This is a genomic window from Agrobacterium pusense, from assembly GCF_900102105.1.
GTDB lineage: Bacteria > Pseudomonadota > Alphaproteobacteria > Rhizobiales > Rhizobiaceae > Agrobacterium > Agrobacterium pusense.
In genome coordinates this window covers 362416-381819 of sequence record NZ_FNBB01000003.1, presented here as the reverse complement: position 1 = coordinate 381819, position 19404 = coordinate 362416, and the positions used below count along the sequence as shown (strand labels likewise).

Below are 19404 nucleotides of genomic sequence, written 5' to 3'. Positions count from 1 at the left end.
AGAGGCCGAGCAGGCAAGACGATGGACATTCTTTTTGACCAGGCCGTGATCGAACAAAACCGTCGCCGGGCGTGGAACCGGCGCGACGACAAAGCCCTTTTTCTTCTCGACATGGCGGCTGAAGAACTGGCAGACAGGCTTGCCATTGTCGAACGCAAGTTCGAGTCCGCCATCGAGCTGCATGGCGGGACCGGCGTTGCCGCCCGGCGGCTGGCCCAGACGGGAAAGGTGAATTCCATTCGCCGCATAGAGACGGAAAGCTGTTTCACCACGGATGAAAATATTCCGGAGGCGGCATCCATGGAGCATCTGCCACTGGAAGAGGCCTCCGCCAATCTCATCGTTTCACCGCTTGCCCTGCATTTGACCAACGACACGCCCGGCGCGCTGATCCAGATCCGGCGGGCATTAAAGCCGGACGGCCTGTTTCTCGGCGCGATTCCCGGCAGCGGGACGCTGCAGGAACTGCGCGACGTGTTGTTGACGGCAGAGGCGGAACTGACCGGCGGGGCAAGCCCGCGCGTCATTCCCTTCGCCGATGTGCGCGATGTCGGCGCGCTTCTGCAACGCGCCGGTTTTGCGCTTCCCGTCACCGACGCGGAAACCTACACGGTACGTTACGATTCGATTTTCCCGCTGATGCGCGACCTGCGTGCGATGGGCATGGCCAATCCGCTGGCAGGCCGTAGCAGACGACCGCTCAACCGTGCCTTTTTCATGCGGGCGGCAGAGCTTTATGCTGAACGTTATGCCGATCCGGACGGGCGCATAAGGGCGACATTCTCCGTCATCTATGTCTCGGGCTGGGCGCCGCATGAGAGCCAGCAGAAACCGCTGAAGCCCGGCTCCGCCAAAGTGCGCCTGGCGGACGCCCTGAAGACCAGGGAAGTAAAGCTATCCTGAACGCAAGAATGACCGTTTCAGACACTGGCGAAAGTGTCGGCGATGAACTGAAACAGGGCATTGATGTTGCTGCTGATAGCGCTCGCGCCGCCGACAAGGGCGACGGAAATCACGGCCACTATCAGGCCATACTCAACGGCGCTGGCGCCGTCTTCATTCCTGCAGAAATCGATAAATGAACGCAGCACAGAATATGCCCAATCCGCCAGCCGGCAATATGACCTATTGAAGTCGGCTTATTCTAGACGGGCTATGTGAGAGATCGGTTACCGACAATGGTAAACGATCAGCAACCGCTCTCATTGCTGTAGCCCGTCACCACGCAGGGCATTTCCGGCATCGGCTGTGTTATGCTACGGCGGATGGAGTATGTCTTGCCCACATCTGTCTTCTTGATGGAGCCGGTGCTGATCATGTCGTAATTGTCGGGGAACTGCGCCACACGCGTGGAAGACTTTCCGGCGAGCATGGGTGTGATGATCAACGACAGGGCGATGACGGCCGTGCCGAAAAGCAATGCGACGTTCAGAACGCCGGTGCGACTGGATTTATCGGAATAAGAGTGACGACCTTCCACCGTCTTCCAGAAATCCTCGTTCATGACCAACCTCGTAACGCGCAGTTTACCGCTTCTTTAGCTTAACAATCTGCCAGAGGGTGCTGAACGATCTCTTAACACAGACCCGTTTTGACACGGCAAAGCACTGGCAACGGGGCATTTTCACGAAGCTGTGACGGGATCACAAGCGAGGGACGCCGGCGATTGCCTGTTCTAAAGCAGATCCTGCAGGAAGGGGATCAGCGGCTCATCGGCCGGCGGCATGGGATAATCGCGCAATGCCTGCGGTTTTACCCATTTCAGCGCCTGTCCTTCCCGGCCATGCGCAATGCCCTCGTAACGACGGCACACGTAAAGCGGCATCAGAAGGTGGAATGTTTCATAAGTGTGGCTGGCAAATGTCAAAGGCGCAAGGCAGGCGATCTTGGTTTTGATACCCAGCTCCTCGTCCAGTTCGCGCACGAGGGTTTCCTCGGGCGTCTCGCCCTGCTCCACCTTGCCGCCCGGAAACTCCCACAGGCCCGCGAGCGACTTGCCCTCCGGACGTTGCGCCAGAAGAATGCGGCCATCCTGATCGAGAAGGGCGCAGGCGGCGACCAGCAGGATTTTTTTGCCGGCCTCGCTCATTCTCCTGAACCCTTGCGCCAATAGCGATAGCGATAGGCCTCGGAGAAGCCGAATTTCTCATAAAGTGCGATTGCCGGTGCATTGGCGGCTTCAACTTGCAGCCACGCGCTTTTTGCGCCGCTGATCCTGGCCCAGCGCAGTGCGGATGACAGGATTTGCGTACCGAGGCCCTTCTTACGCTGCGACTTTTCGACATCGAGGGAAAGGATGCCGGCAAGATCGTTGTCCTGCACGCAGATGACGGTTGCAAGCGGATTGCCTTCCACTTCCTCATTGATGAAGAGACCGAGCGTCGGCTTGATGGAACTGACGATTTCAGCAATTGCCGGGCGCAGCGCCGGATCGCCATCGCTCACCTTGATGCTCGCCTCTACAAAACGGCCGATATCGTGGCTCGGAAGGCTGACCAGCGTTTCCGGCAACTCCATGTCGGAAAGATCGGCCGTCATGACCACAACCTCTTCGAACATCGACCAGCCGTCATTGACCAGAAATTCCACAAGCTGCGGCGGCATCAGCGTCGTTTCGCGCACCACCAGCGGCCGGCCGAAATCATCGAAACGCTTACGCGCCTTTTCCAGCCGCACCGCGCTGTTTCCGTAATCGGACGGATCGAGCGGCACTACGCAGTTGATACGCTTGGAGGGATGCGAACCCGTGAGACGAATTTGCCAGCTGCCGTCATAAATAACCGACGAGGCTGGCCACGCCCGGAAGCTGACGGCTTCCAGACGGCGAACCAGCGGCAGATTGACGGCCTTGTTGTCCTGCATTCTCTTCGGCTCCAACGGTCAGCTCCGGTAGTCGCCGTTGATCGCAACATATTCTTTCGTCAGGTCACAGGTCCAGACCGTGGCCGTTCCCTGACCGAGGCCGATATCGACCTTTACAGTGATGTCTTCCAGTTTCATGACGGCACTGGTTTCCGCTTCGGAATAGTTCGGGTCGCGTTCGCCGTTGACGGCCACGCGCACGCCGCCGAACCAGATGGCAAGACGGTCGCGGTCCGCCATTTCGCCTGATTTGCCGACGGCCATGACGACACGGCCCCAATTGGCGTCCTCACCGGCAACCGCGGTCTTCACCAGCGGTGAATTGGCGATGGAAAGGGCGATCTTCTTGGCGGCGGCGTCGTTTTCCGCTCCTGTCACGGTAACTTCCACCATCTTGCGCGCGCCTTCGCCATCACGAACGACCTGCAAGGCAAGGTCCTTCAGAAGATCGTTCAGCGCGGCGCGGAAGCCGGAAAGGCGCTCATCATCGGCATTCGTCACTTTCATCTGGCCGTCTTCGGCCGCAGCGCCCGTGGCGAACAGCATCAACGTGTCGGAGGTGGAGGTATCGCTGTCGACCGTTACGGAATTGAAGGTCGGGCCAACGCCGGCCGATAACAGGGCCTGCAACGCGGCAGGCTCAATATCCGCATCCGTCACAACGAAGGAAAGCATCGTCGCCATATCGGGCGCGATCATGCCGGCGCCCTTGGCGATACCGTTGATCGTCACGATCACGCCGCCGATCTCGGCGGTGCGGCTGGCGACTTTCGGATAGGTGTCGGTCGTCATGATCGCCTTGGCGGCTTCCTGCCAGAAATCGGCTTCTGCCCGAACATTCATGTCACCCAGGACACCGGCGAATTTCGAGGCATCCAGCGGTTCCCCAATCACGCCCGTCGATGCCAGAAAGACCTCTCCTTCGGAGCAGCCGACGGCAGCTGCGGCGGATTTCGCCGTCAGCTCGGTCGCGGCCTTGCCCTTGAGGCCGGTAAAGGCATTGGCATTGCCGGAATTGACCACCACGGCGCGCGCCGCGCCGCCGCCGAGATTGGCGCGGCAGAAATCAACCGGGGCGGAAGGGCATTTCGACTTGGTGAAGACGCCCGCAACGCTTGCAGGCTTGTCGAACACCATCAAGAGAACGTCCGTGCGGTTCTTGTACTTGATGCCGGCGGCGGCCGTCGCCATGCGAACGCCGCGGAGCGCAGGCATGTCAGGATAGGATTTCGGAGCGAGCGGAGAAACGGCAACGGACATGGGAAGCGCCTGAAATTCTGGAATGGATGTCTGGAGATGGCCTGAGATGAAACGGGGCGGCCGTTAAGCCGCCCCGTAATCCGAAATTTTACTGCTGCGGCTGTGCCTGCTGTTCCTTCGTGGCTTCGTCGTAGCCCTTCTTCAGTGTCTCATCCATGATTTCGATCTTCTGGTCAGCCTTGGCCTTCTCGATGAGGGCAACGTACTTGTCGCGCATGACAAGCTGACGAACCTGCGGCTCGACCTGCTCGAAAGCCGGCGGCGGCGCGATGCGCTTGTCTTCCAGCTTGATGACGTGGAAGCCGAACTGGGTCTTCACAGGCGTTTTGGTGTAGGCGCCCTTTTCGAGGCCGAAGGCGGCTTCTTCGAATTCCGGAACCATGCGGCCCTTGCCGAACCAACCGAGATCGCCACCGTCATCCTTGTTGGAATCGGTGGATTTTTCCTTGGCGAGGGCTGCGAAATCCTTGCCCGAATCAAGCTGCTTGATGATGTCCTTGGCTTCGTCCTCGCTGGCGACGAGGATGTGAGCTGCCTTGATCTCTTCTTCCTGCGGCAGGGCTGCGACTTCCTTGTCGTAGCGAGCCTTTACTTCGTCATTGGTGACGGCGTCGACCACGTGCTTGCGGAAATACGCGTTATGCAGCTCACGGTCCTGGATGAATTCCATGCGCTTCTTGAAATCTTCAGTCTTTTCCAGACCTTCGGCGCTGGCGTTCTTGACGAGAAGCTTGACATCGATCGCGCCGGAAAGGGCTGCGACCTTCTTCTGCTCGTCGGGAAGCTGCGCGAGTTGCGGATCGAGGTTGCTCATGGCGAGGTCGAGTTCGGACTGGTGGATTTCCAGATCGCCGACCTTGGCGACGACCTTGTCTTCCTGTGCGAAAGCCGGAAGCTGGAGGCCGAGCGTGGCCACAATCACCGCAGCCGCAATTTTATTATAGCGCAACATTTTGAACCTTTCGGGGACAATGCCGGCTCCAGACATGGTTTCCGGCTCTGAAAAAACTTCCAAACACCGGAATGTGGCCATTCTGTAACGGGCAGAACCGTTGACATCATTTGCCCCCCCTCTTATCTGTCACGCAACCTCGCGTCCAGATACGTTGAAGGGCGAAGTCCGTCATTTGTGCTGAAAACAGCGTGACGGACCAAAGCGCCCGGCAAAACGGAATTTCAGAAAGGGCCAGTAAGATGGTCAGTCTCGGCGGAATAGCCCGCAAGTTGTTCGGTTCGGCAAATGATCGCCGCGTCCGCTCTTATAAAAGCAAGATCGCAGCCATCAATGCGCTGGAAGAAGCCACCAAGGCGCTCTCCGACGAAGCGCTGGCGGCCAAGACCGCCGAGTTCCGCCAGCAGCTGGCAGACGGCAAGACACTCGACGACCTGCTGATCCCGGCATTTGCCGTGGCCCGCGAAGCATCGCGCCGCGTTCTCGGCATGCGTCCCTTCGACGTGCAGCTGACAGGCGGCATGATCCTGCATGGCGGCGCCATCGCCGAGATGAAAACGGGTGAAGGCAAGACGCTGGTGGCCACTCTTGCGGTGTACCTCAACGCGCTCGCCGGCAAGGGTGTGCACGTCGTCACCGTCAACGACTACCTCGCCCAGCGCGACGCCGCCACGATGAGCCGGCTCTATCGCTTCCTCGGCCTCACCACCGGCGTCATCGTTCATGGCCTTGACGACGACCAGCGCCGCGAGGCCTATGCCTGCGACATCACCTACGCGACGAATAACGAGCTCGGCTTCGATTACCTGCGCGACAACATGAAATATGACCGCGCCCAGATGGTTCAGCGCGGCCACAACTACGCAATCGTCGACGAAGTCGACTCGATCCTGGTCGATGAGGCGCGCACGCCGCTCATCATTTCCGGGCCGCTGGACGACCGTTCCGATCTCTACAATACCATCGACGCCTTCATTCCGCTCTTGACGCCGGAAGATTACGAAATCGATGAGAAGCAGCGCTCGGCCAACTTCTCCGAAGAAGGCACCGAAAAGCTCGAAAACCTGCTGCGGCAGGCGGGGCTGCTCAAGGGCGAATCGCTTTACGATGTCGAGAACGTCGCGATCGTCCACCACATCAATAATGCGCTGAAGGCCCACAAGCTCTTCACCCGCGACAAGGACTACATCGTCCGCAACGACGAAATCGTCATCATTGACGAATTTACCGGTCGCATGATGCCGGGCCGTCGTTACTCCGAAGGTCAGCACCAGGCTCTCGAAGCCAAGGAAAAGGTACAGATCCAGCCGGAAAACCAGACGCTGTCCTCCGTCACCTTCCAGAATTATTTCCGCATGTATGAAAAGCTGGCCGGCATGACGGGTACGGCAGCGACGGAAGCGGAAGAATTCGGCAACATCTACGGCCTCGATGTCATCGAGGTGCCGACCAACCTGCCGATCCAGCGTATCGACGAAGACGACGAGGTTTATCGCACCGGCGAAGAGAAATTCCAGGCGATCATTACCGAGATCAAGGCAGCGCATGAGCGCGGCCAGCCGGTTCTGGTGGGCACGACGTCGATTGAAAAATCCGAGCTTCTGGCACATCTCCTGCGCCAGTCCGGTTTCTCCGACTTCCAGGTCCTGAACGCCCGTTACCACGAGCAGGAAGCTTATATCGTCTCGCAGGCCGGTGTGCCGGGCGCCGTCACCATCGCCACCAACATGGCGGGCCGCGGTACCGACATCCAGCTTGGCGGCAATGTCGAGATGCGTCTCGAGCGCGAGCTGGAAGGCATGGAGCCGGGTCCGGAGCGCGATGCGAAGGAACAGGCGATTCGCGCCGAAATCAAGGTGCTCAAGGAAAAGGCGCTGGCCGCCGGCGGCCTCTACGTCATCGCCACCGAACGCCATGAAAGCCGCCGTATCGACAACCAGCTGCGTGGCCGTTCCGGCCGTCAGGGCGACCCGGGCCGCTCGAAATTCTACCTGTCGCTTCAGGACGACCTGATGCGTATCTTCGGTTCCGAGCGCATGGACTCGATGCTGCAGAAGCTGGGTCTCAAGGAAGGCGAGGCCATCGTCCATCCGTGGATCAACAAGGCGCTGGAACGCGCCCAGAAGAAGGTCGAAGCCCGCAACTTCGAGACCCGCAAGAACCTTCTGAAATATGACGACGTGCTGAACGATCAGCGCAAGGTGATCTTCGATCAGCGCCTTGAGTTGATGGAAGCCGATAATATCGGCGAAACCGCAGCCGATATGCGTCACGAAGTCATCGAAATGCTCGTCACCAAGCATATTCCCGAAAATGCCTATGCCGAACAGTGGGATATTGCAGGCCTGAAGGCCGGCATCGCCCAGTTCCTCAACCTCGACCTGCCGGTGGAAGAGTGGGCGAAGGAAGAAGGCATCGCCGAAGACGATATTCTCCAGCGCGTCACCGAGGCCGCCGACAAATACGCCGCCGAGCGTGCGGAACGTTTCGGCCCCGAGATCATGACCTATGTCGAACGCTCGGTCATTCTCCAGACGATCGACCATCTGTGGCGCGAGCATATCGTCAACCTCGATCATCTCCGCTCCGTCGTCGGTTTCCGCGGTTATGCGCAGCGCGACCCGCTGCAGGAGTACAAGGCGGAAGCCTTCGAACTCTTCCAGGCGCTGCTCGCCAATCTGCGCGAAGCCGTGACCGCCCAGCTGATGCGTGTGGAACTGGTTCAGCAGGAGCCGCAGCAGCCGGAACTGCCGGAAATGACTGCCCATCACCTTGACCCGAACACGGGCGAGGATGAAATGGCTCAGGGCTTGCAGGCGACGCCTGCCGCCTTCGTGCCGGCCGAGGAGCGCGATCCGAACAACCCCGCCACCTGGGGCCGTATCGGCCGCAATGAAATGTGCCCCTGCGGATCCGGCAAGAAATACAAGCACTGCCACGGCGTTTACGAACAGGCCTGAACGCCGCGCATATCCGATGAAGACCATCGCCCGTAACCCAGGTTGCGGGCGATTTTCTTTGCGCAATTCATTGTTGTTGACGGGCATGATCGGTTTCCAATATGGGAGCTGGATCATCCTCCGGAAAATGCTGCCATGGCCCCTCGCGATCTTGCCGCCTATGTTTTTCTCGCACTCGCATGGGGCGCGTCCTTCCTCCTGCTTCTACAGGTTGTGGATGCGTTCGGCTGGATCGGCGCAGTGACGTTGCGGTCACTGGTGACCGCCACCACTCTTTTCCTGATCGCGAGAACTGCGCGACGCAAACTGGCGTTTTCGGCAAGCTGGCAAGCCTTTGCCATTGTGGGCGCAACCACCGTTGCCGGCCAGTTGATCGGCCTTTCTTATGGCACGCCACTTGTCGGGACCGCCATGTCCGCAATATTGGTCGCGACCATCCCGCTTTTTTCCATGCTCATCTCGCAGGTCTGGGGGCTGGAGCGACTGACGAGGCAAGGTGTCGTGGGGCTGGTTTTGGGCTTCGGCGGCATTGTGCTGCTCGTGGGTTTTCCCGCCGTACCCGTCACGACCGGTTTTGTCATCGGCTGCATCGCCTGTGTCGCCGCCTGCATCTGCGCGGCCTTCGGCAGCAATTATGCCAGCAGGTATCTCAAAGGCGTGGGTTCATGGGAAATTACCATCGGCTCATTCATGACCGGTGGTATCATGACGCTGCCACTGCTGCTGGCAGTTCCGATTCCCCGCATTCCCGCGCCGATCGACTACCTATACCTGCTCATCCAGGCCATCGTCATGAGCGGCCTCACCTACATAACCTATTTCCGCCTCGTCTCGGTTATCGGCGCGACAAAGGCCATCAGTGTGGAGTTTGCAGTCACCGTTGTGGCGGTGCTTATCGGCGCCCTCGTGCTGGATGAGCCGCTGTCGCTGCCTCAGCTCTTCGGCGCGGGCATCATTATCCTCGGCTGCGCGCTGGTGCTCGATCTTCTACCCAAAAAGAAGGCTCCGCCCACACCGGCCGGCGCATGAAGGGTTTGTTAGCGTTTTCCACCAATAGTCGTGTCGGCTAGCGCAGATCACGCGTGATCGCATGTGCGACGCGAGGAGAAAATGCAACCGAGCAGTTCAGATTATGAACATTACTGGGACCCGTTGCGAGCGCTTCTGATGCTGCTCGGCATTCCCTATCATGCCTCACTGCTCTATAGCTACGCCTTGCCCTGGGACATCAAGGATTTTGAGACCAGCACGCTCCTGACCGCGCTTGGTGCCGGGCTCGTCACCTTCCGAATGCCGGCGTTTTTTCTGGTCGCCGGGTATTTTTCCACCATGGTCATCGGCAAAAAAGGCAAAATGCCTTGGCTCAGACAACGTTTCCTCCGCCTCGGCGTGCCCTTCGTCGTGACGCTCGTTCTGCTCGGGCCGCTGCAGCTTTTACTGTTGCGACTGGCCGGTATCGCCAAAGGCGAGATTGCAGCCGAAGGACTGATTGAGAGCCTGCCGGGTCTGCTGCGCCCGAGTGAACAATGGATCATGCATCTGTGGTTCCTGCCCGCTCTCATCGCCTATTCCGTGGTGCTTGCCGCTCTCTTGTATCTTCTGAAACGTCCGCCTTTTGCGCGCGCAGTAGACAGGCTCGACAGCCTGCGGCGGCGACATGCCGGGGTGTTTTTCGCCGCACTCTGCATCCTGCCCATTTTATGGGAGCTGGCGATATATGGTTCCAGCCTGATTGCGGCAGAAACCGAAAGCAGCCTGCTTTCTCTCTATGAGCGCGCTTCCGACCCCTATGGGCGCTACCTGCCCTTCTTCCTTGTCGGAGCCCTGCTCCACCGCGACCGGACCCTCTTTCACCGCTTTCGCCAGACCGGTATTCTCACGGCAATCGTAGCGACGGCCGCCATTGCGGCGGCAGTGACACTCAGGCTGCAAACCCCGTTTTCGAATTCGGCCCTGCTCGTGCTGGTGTCGGCAATTGCCGCAGTAACGGTGAGCCGCCTGCTGATCGACCTCGCCTGCCGGTATTTCGACCGGCCAAGCCGGTTTGCCAGACGGATGACGGATGCGTCCTTCACTATCTATCTGTTTCACCACCCGCTGATTTACGTTCTGGGTACGCTTTTTATTCTCATCTCCCTGCCGCCACTCGTTGAATTCACCATCATCGTCGCAGCCACGACCATCACGGCTTACTCTCTGCACCAGGCGATACGCCGCAGCCCGTTGGCTCTGTTCCTCTTCAATGGCATCCGCAAGCCGCGGGAAGCGAGTGACATCAGGACAGGCGCAGCCGCCTCCCAAACGCTTCGTTAAGGATGAAGGGCTTACAATCGGCCTGCCCATTCAACTGGAAATAATGGCGTGTGGATCATGGCTATCCTCAGCACGGCGGAAAAAGCCTTACCCGCAGGCCTGCGCGCGAAGATTTCGCCGCTGGGCGATAAAATCGCCCTCATTGCCTCCGCGAGGGACGAGGTTGCACGGGCACAGCGCATGGCGCTCGTCGCCTTCGCGGTGCGTATCGTCAGCGCCGGCATCGCCTTCATATCGCAGATCATGCTTGCCCGCCTGATGGGCGAGTTCGAATATGGCCTCTTCGCCTTCGTGTGGGTTCTGGTAATCCTGTTTGGCAATCTTTCCTGTCTCGGCTTTCACACCACCGTCATCCGCTTCCTGCCCGGCTACCGTCTGGAAGATGCCCATGACAAGATCATAGGGCTGACCTCGACGGCCCGCGTGTTCGCCATGCTGTCTGCCAGCACGCTGGCGCTTTGCGGTTTCATCTTTCTGTATTTCTTTGGCGAGCGCATCGCCGCCTATTATCTCATTCCTGTCTCGCTGGCGCTTTTCACCCTGCCGATGGTGGCGCTGGGCGATGTGTTGAACGGCACGGCGCGCGCCAATGGCTGGGCCATCTCTGCCCTTAGCCCCACCTATATCGTACGTCCCGTGCTGATCCTCCTGTTCATGCTGGTGGCCATTGCCCTGGGAGCCGAAAAGACTGCGACGACGGCCATGCTGACGGCGCTTCTCGCAACTTATGTCACCACCATTTTTCACTTCGTCTTGCTGAACCGCCGGCTCAACCGACATTTCCGCAGCGCCGCCCGAAGGGTTCATTTTCGTCACTGGATCAGGTTTGCCTTTCCGGTCTTTCTGATCGACGGCATCGGTTTTCTGATGACCAATTCCGATGTGGTGATCGTCGGCCTTTATCTGCCGCCGGACCAGGTCGGCATCTATTTCGCCGCGGCGAAAACCATCGTGTTGATGCAGTTTGTGTTTTTTTCCGTCCAGGCGGCGGCCGCACCACGTCTCGCGGCGCTGATTTCGGCCAATGACAGGCCGGGGCTTGCGAGCTTCGCCAGCCAGGCCGCACGTTGGGCCTTCTGGCCGTCTCTCGCCGTTGGCAGCGTGGTGCTTCTGGCCGGGCCATTCCTGCTGTCGCTGTTCGGTCCTGGCTTCGTAGAGGGTTACGAGCTGATGTTCTTCCTGTTTGCGGGGTTCCTGGCAAAAGCGCTCATCGGCCCAGGAGAGACACTGCTGAATATGGCCGGCAAACAAAAATTGTGCGTGATGCTTTATATTATCATCTTCGGTTGCAACATTGCACTCAACATGGCGCTCATTCCGGTCTATGGTCTGACAGGCGCCGCGGCAGCGGTGGCGATAGCCATGTCCATAGAGGCTGTGCTATTGCATGTTGCCATACGCCGTACACTCGGGATCGTCCTTTTTGCCTTCAACGACCCCCGGGCGAGTCAAAACACTGGTAAGGCGGTGTAACGATAAGCATGTCCAGCGATCCAAAGAATCCGGATTTTCAGGACCCGCGCATCGCGGCGCTCATGGCGTCTGCGGAGCGTGATCGCCCGGTGGCGGACAGCAGCCGGCGTGTGGGCCGGGAAGGCCGTGAATTCTGCATCTATCCGGGGCAGCTCGGTTACGACATGCAGGAGGAACTCGACTTTCTCTCCAACCGCGTCATGGAGGCAAACGTCTTTTTCACCGGCCGGCTTCTTGCTCCGGCCATGCCGCGTATCGACGACAAGACCGTGCGCTTCGCCCTCATTCGCGATGAGAACGGCGCCCGAAGCCGCATGCGGTTTCTGATGCCTTTTACCGTTGAAAAGCCGGGTTTTTCCATTGGTCCTTCCATTATTCGCGTCTGGGCCAATCCTTTCGGGCCGCTCGGGACGCCGCTGGTTGATACCGAAGGGGCGGCCGAGACCCTCGATAACCTTTTCGACGCCCTTTCCGACCGGGACATGCGGCTGCCGAATGTTCTGGTTCTGCCGGATGTGCGGCTGGAGGGGCCTTTTGCCCGCATGTTCCGAGCCATCGCGCTCAGCCGCAACCTGCCGGTGACGACGACGGGTCATTATCACCGGCCGATGCTGGAAAGCCTGCTCGATGGCCAGGCTTATCTGCAAAAAGCCCTTGCCCCGCATCATTTGCGGGAAATGCGCCGGCAGTGGCGACAGCTCGAGAGGTTGGGCGCGTTATCCTACACTGTTGCCCGCCAGCCGAAGGATATACGCTACCGCATGGAGGAATTTCTGGCGCTGGAGGCAAGCGGCTGGAAGGGCCGCAAACGCACCGCGCTGGTCAACGACCGGTATCGTGCGGCCTTCGCCCGTGAGGCGATCACCAACCTGGCCGAAGCCGATGCCGTGCGTATCCACACCATCGATCTCAACGGAAGCGCCATTGCCTCCATGATCGTCTTCATCACCGCTGGCGAGGCCTATACGTGGAAAACCGCCTTCGACGAGAATTACGCGCAATTCTCGCCCGGCAAGCTGCTGGTACAGAAACTGACCGACTGGCATCTGGACGACGCCAATATTCTCCGCAGTGACAGCTGCGCCGTCCCCGATCATCCTGTCATGAGCCGCTTCTGGCAGGAACGGCAGGAAATGGGCACGCTTGTCGTGGGGCTCACCCAGAACAGTGACAGGGACGTTCGACAGGTTTCCACGCACGTGGACATGTATCGCAACACCCGTAACCTCGCCCGCAGCCTGCGGCAGAAAATCCTGTCCTTTGGTCGCAAGGGCAACTGAGGCCGGAGGACGCCAACGGCATCCTCCGGATTGTTGGGTCCAGCTTCAGCGCGAGGCCGTCCGGATCATCTTGCACAATTGCGTCAAAGCTGCATCGTATCCACCACCCAGAATATCGATGCAACGCCGGGCGAGCCTGATCTGCTCGGTGCGCGACATGTCGTTATAAGCCTGAATGGCGTTACGCATGGCGCCAGGCGTTACCGGCCCCGATTTGCCGGGATTGTTCGGATTTCCCGGACTGCCCGGGTTTCCAGGATTGCCCGGATTACCGGGATTGCCCGCAGAACCTGAACCGCCAATGCCGAGACCGACATCAACGCCCAGGCCGCTGGATCCGCCGACATTTGCGCCGACATTGGCATTGACGCCGTTGGAGCCGCCAACGGAGGCGTTCACGCCCGCATTGACCCCGCTGGAACCGCCGACGGATGCGTTGACATCCGCATTGACCCCATTGCTGCCACCAACCGAAGCGTTGACATCCGCGCCCAATCCGCCGCCGCTTCTGCCGCCGACATCGGCACTGGCGTTGACGCCGCCGCTGCCACCGACGGAAGCATCGACCCCGAGCCCACCGCTGCCATTACCACCCACGCTCGCATTAACCCCATTCTCTCCACCGATCCCTATGTCCAGCGCGTGGGCGTTGACCGGCAGGATCAGGCAGGCAGACAATAATAAATTGCGAGAAAAAGCCCTCATAATTTCCTCCCTATGAGTTGGCTACTCCCGCCCCGCGTGGAAACTCCACCCGGTCATTATAAATTCAATTAGCAATTGCGTACATACTAATTTATTAGAACTATCTAAAATTATCATGAAAACGCAACCGAAGATGTATCATTTCGAGACAGCGTGGGCGGTAAAATCCGTCCACGCTGCCCTCGTCAGTTTCCGAACCGTTCGACAAGCGTTGCGAGATCAACATGGCCCCGGCAGCTTCCATTGCCTTTAGCCGGCTCTCCACGTTCCAGGCCACTCGCATAGACAACAGCGGGATCAGCCTCGAGACGCCTGCGCAACGCGGCTAGCTTTGGCCACCGGCCCGGGTCAGCCACATCGTGAATCTCCAGCCAGCGGGCGACACCGACCAGGATTCCATCCGCGAGGCTCGGCCTGTCGCCGATTGCAAAGGGGGTGACGCCAATCATCTCCTCCAGCAGGTCGTGCCGTCTGATGACGGCGTCCGTTCCATACTGCCGAAGAGCCGATTGCAGGGCCGGGTTCGGCGGCTCCATCTCAAGCGCAACCCACAGCGGGGTGAAAGCGCCGGTGAAGCCGGTGTTGATGAACGCCATAAACTGGTGCATCAGCTCGGCCTCCCGTGAATGGAGATCGAAACTGATACGCCGCTCGGTGTCGCGTGTTTCCAGCCATGCAGCGATCGCCATCGTCTCGGTCAGTATCTCGCCCCTGTCCGTGATAAGGACGGGTGTTTCGACGCGTCGATTGATACGCTTATAGGCTGCCTGCCGCATTTCACCGAGCATATCCACCCGGCAAAGCCTGTACGGCTTGCCAAGCCACTCAAGCGCCGCGACAAGCCCCATCGAACTTCCCGCCGGGAAGCCATAAAGTAAAATCGGTTCCATTTTTCCATACTCTCAGTTTCGAGGGCGCTGCGCAGCGGGTTGAACTTAGCGCCGGGCGGCGCCAAGTAAATTACGAACCTTTTTGTAACCACGAGGCACTGATGAAGGACCTTGTATCCCGCTGCCCCATCGAGGAGGTCATGCAGGTGCTGAGCGGGCGCTGGCCGACGCTCCTGATCTACTACCTGAAGGATGGCACAAAACGCTTCAGCGATCTGCGCAGGGACAACGCGACGATCTCGCATAAGATGCTCACACTGGAATTGCGCAAACTGGAAGACGCCGGCATCGTTCAACGGACAGAGTTTCAGGGTTATCCGTTGCGCGTCGAATACGACCTGACCCCCGCGGGCAACACGCTTGTACCGCTGATCGACTCTCTCGGCCAATGGTGGGAAACGACGAGCGCCATACCGGAAGCCAGCGGCCCGCCCGGCCACGCCCTACCTGGTGCTCAGGCACAGCGAAACGCTTAAAATTCCAGGGAATGGCAACGATGAGCTGCCATTTGAAAGGCGCGAAGTTACACGCTCAAACGCGCAAATTTCCAGCTTTTGGGGTTGCACGCAGGGTCTCGCCCGTGATAGACGCCGTGACATTACCACCGTTGCCCCAATGGCGGAATTGGTAGACGCGCCGCACTCAAAATGCGGTTCCGAAAGGAGTGCTGGTTCGATCCCGGCTTGGGGTACCATTACCTACCCATCTCGATTTTTCCCTGCTCCAGGTGCTTTTTTCAAAGCCGTTTCGATGGATTGCGTAGAGGCTGGTGTCCTCACGAAAGCTTGCTTATCCGCCTCCGTTTCTTACCAGGCTTTCATTTGCCAGTTGCAGAGGACTGGATTAGACGAATCCCGTAACATTCATAGAGATCGGCGACTTAATTTCGCCATCACGCCCGCCTTTTTGAAAGCCCGTTCGGGATATCTGCTTCTTCGCGAAGTTTGGGGAAATTTACATGGCCAATGCGACATCCGCCGATAACAGCCGCACACTCGCCGCTCTTGGCGTCACGGCGGGAATGATCTTTACCGTCGGCTCAGCCCTCGGTTTCCAGCATATTGGCGGTTACACGCCCTGCGCGCTGTGCCTGCTACAGCGCGATCCCTATTATTATGCCATTCCGCTTGGCATCTTGGCCATTGCATCCAGCATTTTCAAATTGCCGGTTCAAATAACACGGCTGCTTCTTGCCCTTATCGGCGTGGCCATGCTGATCGGGGCCGGCCTCGGCGTCTATCATGCGGGTGTGGAATGGGGTTTCTGGGCGGGGCCGATTACCTGCGCCACCGGGGCGCCTTCCATCACGACCAATGCCGGCGACCTGTTGGGCAACCTCAACGCCATCAAGGCGCCTTCCTGCAATGATGCAGCACTTCGCGTCCTCGGCCTGTCGTTCGCCGGATGGAATGTCATCGCAAGTCTGGCACTTGCGGCAGTCGCCTTTTTCGGCGCAAGCCGTAAAAGCCGCTAAGCGGAAAACCGCCTTGCAGTCCTGAAAGCTCAGGGCTGCAGCTCGGTGTCCCAGTAAAGATAGTCCATCCAGCTTTCATGCAGATAATTGGGCGGAAACAGACGCCCATTATTGTGCAGGTCCTGAACCGTCGGCTGGAAAGGCTTCTGCGCCGGGAACATGCCCGCCTGTTTGGGAAGCTTGCTGCCTTTTTTAAGGTTGCAGGGAGAGCACGCCGCCACGACATTGTGCCAGGTGGTTTCGCCGCCATGCGCGCGGGGAATCACATGGTCGAAGGTCAATTCGTCCCGTGTCCCGCAATACTGGCATTCAAACTTGTCCCGCAGGAAGACGTTGAAGCGTGTGAAAGCGGGGTTGCGGGTGGGCTGCACATAGGTCTTGAGGCTGACGACGCTCGGCAGCCGCATGGAAAAGCTGGGTGACGACACCGCATGATCATATTCTGCAATGATGTTCACACGGTCTAGAAAGACGGCCTTGATCGCGTCCTGCCAGGACCATAACGACAAGGGATAATAACTCAGCGGCCTATAGTCTGCGTTCAGAACGAGCGCCGGCAGGGCCTGTGGTGAAACTGCAATCGTCAAGGGCTTCTCCTGAGCGATTCGGCATCTGCACTTGTATATTAGGTCCGTTGTTACAGGATTGTGAAGCCTATAAATGCAGCGGAGAAGAGCTTAATTTTTCAGCGGGAAAAAGGCCCTTTTATGTTCCGGTGAGGCAGGCAGAGGCCGATGGATCGGGCGGCCGCACGACGAGACAGCGGCGGGCGATTCCATGCGCCGGAACCCTCAAATCCTTCTCACGATAGCTGCAGCATCAATGATATGATCAGCGATACGGCGAGATGAAAACGGCGCTGCCGGCGACGACCATTCGCGCGCCCCGGAGGAAACGGAATGACCGCGCATCGGCACCCAACAGCAGCATTTCGGGCGGCCCTTGCGAGCGGCGCATGGATCTTTGCCGCTTGCCTGGCGGGTTCGGCACTTGCCCAGCAATATCAGAATTTCGAGATCGCGCCGGATGGCCGCGGTGGTGCGCAGGGAACGATAGGCGGGCGAAATTTCGAAGTGCCCCGCAGTTACGACAGGCCGCCCGCCGGCCGCGTCTCCCCGGACACGCGGCGCGACCGGAGAACCAGCGTGCCGCAGCAGACATGTATCGTCGACGCCGAAGGCCGAACACGCTGCAACTGATGGCATTCCCGCGAGAAAAATGGGATTTCACTAAAAAGCAATCTATCGACTTAAATGGCCTGCAAGAAAGCATCGCTATGTTCCCGGGCATAAGGAAAACAACTGTGCAGGGGCAAGAACATGGCGAAGAAAACAACCCGTGTGGCGGCAAGTCTGGCCATTGCCATCGGCGTGGCGGCAGGCGTGGCGACGACGGCACCGGCCGTTCAGCTCGGCGGCCTCGCGAAAAACCCGTCGGCCTCGCGGCCCGGCCAATTCATGACGACAAGCCGTCCCACGATCGCGCCGATCGCCTTTGCCAAATTCTGCGACAATGCCGCCGACCAATGCGTGCGCATTGGTGATCGTGACACGATCGAACTGACCAAACAGAAACGCGTGGAGCTTCAGCGCATCAACTCCGAGATCAACACCGCAATAACCTATGTTGGCGAACTGGAGGGCGAAGACGAATGGAAGCTGAACCCGACAAGCGGTGATTGCGATGACTATGCGGTGAGCAAGCGGCAGCGCCTGCTGCGTGCCGGCTGGCCTTCCGGCGCCCTGCGCATCGCCACCGCCCGCACGCCGAGCGGTGTCGGCCACGCGGTTCTGGTGGTCAGCACCACTGAAGGGGATTTGGTGCTGGACAATCGCACCAATGTCGTCAAACCGTGGAAGTCCGTGGATCTGAAATGGATCAAGATCCAGTCGCACGAAAACCCGCGTGTCTGGCTGAAACTCTAGGTCTGACGCACACATGGTCTTTGCAGGCGAAAAAGAGTATCCTGCCGCTCGCCGATCGAGGCCCCGCCGCGCAAAAACCGCTTCTGGCGAAGCCCTCCGGCAGGGGCCGGGAGCGCGATTCTGACCGGGCACTTCCTGTCTCGGGCGGGTGACGCGGCATCAGCTTCCAACGCTCTTGACCTCGTGTAAGGGAGACAGTATCGGCAGCTATGCCCAAGGTGCTCAACTGGATTCGCGGTCGTAAACAACCAGCCCCCCGCGAGGCGCGGAGACGGCGCAGAGTTGAGCTCGGCGACAGGCTGACATCCTTTCCGATCTATGCCATCGGCGATGTGCACGGCAGTCTCGATCTGCTTTTGCAGGCAGAACAAAAAATCCTTGCGGATCTGGCCGGCGACCCCTCTCCCGCCCTTGTCGTGCTGCTCGGCGATTATGTCGATCGCGGACGCGATTCCTGTGGGGTTCTCGAACATCTGCTGCGGCCGCCGCCTGCGCCACTGCGCCGCATCGCGCTGTGCGGCAATCACGAGCAGTTGTTCAGCGACTTTCTCGAAAACCCGCGCGAAAACATGCACTGGCTGGATTTCGGCGGTCGCCAGACGCTTCTGTCCTATGGTGTGGATATTGATTATTTCATTGAAAAGGGCCGCCTGAGGGTTCAACCCTTCAAGGATGCCCTGCTGGGCGCCATTCCCCAGACTCACCGCCAGCTTTTGGCCAATCTGCCGATCTACGCCCGCATCGGGCCCTATATTTTTGTGCATGCCGGCCTGCGTCCGGGTCTGCCGCTCGAAGCGCAGACCGATGAGGACATGCTGTGGATCAGGGAACCTTTTCTGTCGCAGGGCGCGGGACTGGACCTCCTTGTCATCCATGGCCACACGCCGGTGACGGAACCGGAAACCGGGCCGCAACGGGTAGGCATCGATACCGGTGCTTTTACCACCGGCAGGCTGACGGTCCTGAAGATCGTGGAATCGGGTCTTTCGATTATCGTGTAACCCCGTCGCTTCTGTCACCGCCATACAACATGTCGTTTGAATAACCGTTTATTGTTTTGACGAGAGAAATTTCACTTTATTCCTGAAGAAAATTGCCTTTAAAAAAGATGGATACTTAAAATGACCGCCGCATATTTCCGGGAAAAACCGGCCATAATTTAAACATTCAGGACGCCCCCGTCAGACCTGCCGATACAAACAGGAACACTTTCCCTGATCCCCGATGAGGCTCCGCGGGCGTTTCCCACAAGCCTCGCACGCGAAACCGCAGCAGCAGATAACCCGCTCGGTCGTCGCTTCAGGTCCAGG

20 protein-coding genes and 1 tRNA gene are annotated in these 19404 nt (G+C 59.0%); 12 read left to right on the top strand and 9 right to left on the bottom strand.

Going from position 1 to position 19404, the window contains the following annotated elements:
- Window positions 1-21: 21 nt before the first annotated feature.
- Window positions 22-903: a methyltransferase domain-containing protein gene (locus BLU28_RS10810; protein WP_077985906.1), complete on the top strand. Its 882-nt coding sequence runs from the start codon at window positions 22-24 to the stop codon at window positions 901-903.
- A gap of 17 nt (window positions 904-920) precedes the next feature.
- Here BLU28_RS10810 and BLU28_RS26875 read toward each other — a convergent pair whose 3' ends face one another.
- The 6 genes from BLU28_RS26875 to BLU28_RS10780 all read right to left on the bottom strand — a co-directional run bounded on the left by BLU28_RS26875 (window position 921) and on the right by BLU28_RS10780 (window position 5074).
- Window positions 921-1091, bottom strand: a complete 171-nt coding sequence (locus BLU28_RS26875) for a Flp family type IVb pilin (protein ID WP_077985725.1) — start codon at window positions 1089-1091, stop codon at window positions 921-923.
- A gap of 98 nt (window positions 1092-1189) precedes the next feature.
- Window positions 1190-1504 (bottom strand): hypothetical protein, encoded by a 315-nt coding sequence (locus tag BLU28_RS10800; RefSeq protein ID WP_003585635.1) that lies wholly within the window; start codon window positions 1502-1504, stop codon window positions 1190-1192.
- Window positions 1505-1675: 171 nt separating this feature from the next.
- Complete coding sequence (mutT, locus tag BLU28_RS10795; RefSeq protein ID WP_003585633.1) at window positions 1676-2089, bottom strand: 8-oxo-dGTP diphosphatase MutT; 414 nt, start codon at window positions 2087-2089, stop codon at window positions 1676-1678.
- Window positions 2086-2862, bottom strand: a complete 777-nt coding sequence (locus BLU28_RS10790) for a GNAT family N-acetyltransferase (protein ID WP_006698498.1) — start codon at window positions 2860-2862, stop codon at window positions 2086-2088. Before BLU28_RS10790 ends, mutT begins: the two co-directional genes overlap by 4 nt.
- An 18-nt stretch (window positions 2863-2880) precedes the next feature.
- Window positions 2881-4122, bottom strand: a complete 1242-nt coding sequence (gene argJ, locus BLU28_RS10785) for a bifunctional glutamate N-acetyltransferase/amino-acid acetyltransferase ArgJ (protein ID WP_077985726.1) — start codon at window positions 4120-4122, stop codon at window positions 2881-2883.
- Window positions 4123-4210: 88 nt separating this feature from the next.
- Window positions 4211-5074, bottom strand: coding sequence for a peptidylprolyl isomerase (locus tag BLU28_RS10780; protein ID WP_035211677.1), 864 nt, complete (start codon window positions 5072-5074; stop codon window positions 4211-4213).
- Between the two features lie 242 nt (window positions 5075-5316).
- Here BLU28_RS10780 and secA point away from each other — a divergent pair, with 242 nt between their 5' ends.
- From secA to BLU28_RS10755, 5 genes are all read left to right on the top strand, one after another.
- A complete protein-coding gene (gene secA, locus BLU28_RS10775; RefSeq protein ID WP_022562957.1) occupies window positions 5317-8034 on the top strand; it encodes a preprotein translocase subunit SecA in 2718 nt (905 codons plus the stop codon).
- A gap of 135 nt (window positions 8035-8169) precedes the next feature.
- Window positions 8170-9063 carry a DMT family transporter gene (locus tag BLU28_RS10770; protein WP_077985907.1) on the top strand — a complete coding sequence of 298 codons (894 nt, stop codon included), beginning with the start codon at window positions 8170-8172 and terminating at the stop codon, window positions 9061-9063.
- 81 nt (window positions 9064-9144) lie between these two features.
- Window positions 9145-10347, top strand: coding sequence for an acyltransferase family protein (locus BLU28_RS10765; RefSeq protein ID WP_077985727.1), 1203 nt, complete (start codon window positions 9145-9147; stop codon window positions 10345-10347).
- 57 nt (window positions 10348-10404) lie between these two features.
- Complete coding sequence (uppV, locus tag BLU28_RS10760; protein ID WP_077985728.1) at window positions 10405-11820, top strand: Wzx-type polysaccharide biosynthesis protein UppV; 1416 nt, start codon at window positions 10405-10407, stop codon at window positions 11818-11820.
- Between the two features lie 8 nt (window positions 11821-11828).
- Window positions 11829-13100: a GNAT family N-acetyltransferase gene (locus BLU28_RS10755; RefSeq protein WP_077985729.1), complete on the top strand. Its 1272-nt coding sequence runs from the start codon at window positions 11829-11831 to the stop codon at window positions 13098-13100.
- Window positions 13101-13145: 45 nt separating this feature from the next.
- Here BLU28_RS10755 and uppQ read toward each other — a convergent pair whose 3' ends face one another.
- Together uppQ and BLU28_RS10745 are read right to left on the bottom strand one after the other, a co-directional pair.
- Window positions 13146-13805: a polysaccharide biosynthesis GNAT family N-acetyltransferase UppQ gene (uppQ, locus tag BLU28_RS10750; RefSeq protein ID WP_077985730.1), complete on the bottom strand. Its 660-nt coding sequence runs from the start codon at window positions 13803-13805 to the stop codon at window positions 13146-13148.
- A 185-nt stretch (window positions 13806-13990) separates the two neighbouring features.
- Window positions 13991-14695: a glutathione S-transferase family protein gene (locus BLU28_RS10745; protein ID WP_077985731.1), complete on the bottom strand. Its 705-nt coding sequence runs from the start codon at window positions 14693-14695 to the stop codon at window positions 13991-13993.
- Between the two features lie 101 nt (window positions 14696-14796).
- Between BLU28_RS10745 and BLU28_RS10740 the strand changes: the two genes are divergently transcribed.
- The 3 genes from BLU28_RS10740 to BLU28_RS10730 all read left to right on the top strand — a co-directional run bounded on the left by BLU28_RS10740 (window position 14797) and on the right by BLU28_RS10730 (window position 16169).
- The gene (locus tag BLU28_RS10740; protein ID WP_077985732.1) at window positions 14797-15171 is read left to right on the top strand and encodes a winged helix-turn-helix transcriptional regulator; all 375 of its coding nucleotides are present in this window, start codon (window positions 14797-14799) and stop codon (window positions 15169-15171) included.
- Window positions 15172-15304: 133 nt separating this feature from the next.
- A tRNA-Leu gene (locus BLU28_RS10735) sits at window positions 15305-15389 on the top strand.
- A gap of 264 nt (window positions 15390-15653) precedes the next feature.
- Complete coding sequence (locus BLU28_RS10730) at window positions 15654-16169, top strand: disulfide bond formation protein B (RefSeq protein WP_003585612.1); 516 nt, start codon at window positions 15654-15656, stop codon at window positions 16167-16169.
- Between the two features lie 29 nt (window positions 16170-16198).
- Here the strand turns inward: BLU28_RS10730 and BLU28_RS10725 are convergent, their stop codons facing one another.
- Window positions 16199-16756, bottom strand: coding sequence for an HNH endonuclease (locus BLU28_RS10725; protein WP_003585610.1), 558 nt, complete (start codon window positions 16754-16756; stop codon window positions 16199-16201).
- A gap of 312 nt (window positions 16757-17068) precedes the next feature.
- Here BLU28_RS10725 and BLU28_RS10720 point away from each other — a divergent pair, with 312 nt between their 5' ends.
- The 3 genes from BLU28_RS10720 to BLU28_RS10710 all read left to right on the top strand — a co-directional run bounded on the left by BLU28_RS10720 (window position 17069) and on the right by BLU28_RS10710 (window position 19095).
- A complete protein-coding gene (locus BLU28_RS10720; protein ID WP_077985733.1) occupies window positions 17069-17368 on the top strand; it encodes a hypothetical protein in 300 nt (99 codons plus the stop codon).
- Window positions 17369-17488: 120 nt separating this feature from the next.
- Window positions 17489-18094: a transglutaminase-like cysteine peptidase gene (locus BLU28_RS10715; protein WP_077985734.1), complete on the top strand. Its 606-nt coding sequence runs from the start codon at window positions 17489-17491 to the stop codon at window positions 18092-18094.
- A gap of 209 nt (window positions 18095-18303) precedes the next feature.
- A complete protein-coding gene (locus BLU28_RS10710; RefSeq protein ID WP_022562966.1) occupies window positions 18304-19095 on the top strand; it encodes a metallophosphoesterase family protein in 792 nt (263 codons plus the stop codon).
- The last annotated feature ends 309 nt before the right edge of the window (window positions 19096-19404 follow it).

Bases quoted from the DNA above. Each gene is read 5' to 3' on its own strand.
- BLU28_RS10810 (WP_077985906.1), top strand. From the start codon at position 22: ATGGACATTCTTTTTGACCAGGCCGTGATCGAACAAAACCGTCGCCGG.
- BLU28_RS10800 (WP_003585635.1), bottom strand. From the start codon at position 1,504: ATGAACGAGGATTTCTGGAAGACGGTGGAAGGTCGTCACTCTTATTCC.
- mutT (WP_003585633.1), bottom strand. From the start codon at position 2,089: ATGAGCGAGGCCGGCAAAAAAATCCTGCTGGTCGCCGCCTGCGCCCTT.
- BLU28_RS10790 (WP_006698498.1), bottom strand. From the start codon at position 2,862: ATGCAGGACAACAAGGCCGTCAATCTGCCGCTGGTTCGCCGTCTGGAA.
- argJ (WP_077985726.1), bottom strand. From the start codon at position 4,122: ATGTCCGTTGCCGTTTCTCCGCTCGCTCCGAAATCCTATCCTGACATG.
- BLU28_RS10780 (WP_035211677.1), bottom strand. From the start codon at position 5,074: ATGTTGCGCTATAATAAAATTGCGGCTGCGGTGATTGTGGCCACGCTC.
- secA (WP_022562957.1), top strand. From the start codon at position 5,317: ATGGTCAGTCTCGGCGGAATAGCCCGCAAGTTGTTCGGTTCGGCAAAT.
- BLU28_RS10770 (WP_077985907.1), top strand. From the start codon at position 8,170: ATGGCCCCTCGCGATCTTGCCGCCTATGTTTTTCTCGCACTCGCATGG.
- BLU28_RS10765 (WP_077985727.1), top strand. From the start codon at position 9,145: ATGCAACCGAGCAGTTCAGATTATGAACATTACTGGGACCCGTTGCGA.
- uppV (WP_077985728.1), top strand. From the start codon at position 10,405: ATGGCTATCCTCAGCACGGCGGAAAAAGCCTTACCCGCAGGCCTGCGC.
- BLU28_RS10755 (WP_077985729.1), top strand. From the start codon at position 11,829: ATGTCCAGCGATCCAAAGAATCCGGATTTTCAGGACCCGCGCATCGCG.
- uppQ (WP_077985730.1), bottom strand. From the start codon at position 13,805: ATGAGGGCTTTTTCTCGCAATTTATTATTGTCTGCCTGCCTGATCCTG.
- BLU28_RS10745 (WP_077985731.1), bottom strand. From the start codon at position 14,695: ATGGAACCGATTTTACTTTATGGCTTCCCGGCGGGAAGTTCGATGGGG.
- BLU28_RS10740 (WP_077985732.1), top strand. From the start codon at position 14,797: ATGAAGGACCTTGTATCCCGCTGCCCCATCGAGGAGGTCATGCAGGTG.
- BLU28_RS10730 (WP_003585612.1), top strand. From the start codon at position 15,654: ATGGCCAATGCGACATCCGCCGATAACAGCCGCACACTCGCCGCTCTT.
- BLU28_RS10720 (WP_077985733.1), top strand. From the start codon at position 17,069: ATGACCGCGCATCGGCACCCAACAGCAGCATTTCGGGCGGCCCTTGCG.
- BLU28_RS10715 (WP_077985734.1), top strand. From the start codon at position 17,489: ATGGCGAAGAAAACAACCCGTGTGGCGGCAAGTCTGGCCATTGCCATC.
- BLU28_RS10710 (WP_022562966.1), top strand. From the start codon at position 18,304: ATGCCCAAGGTGCTCAACTGGATTCGCGGTCGTAAACAACCAGCCCCC.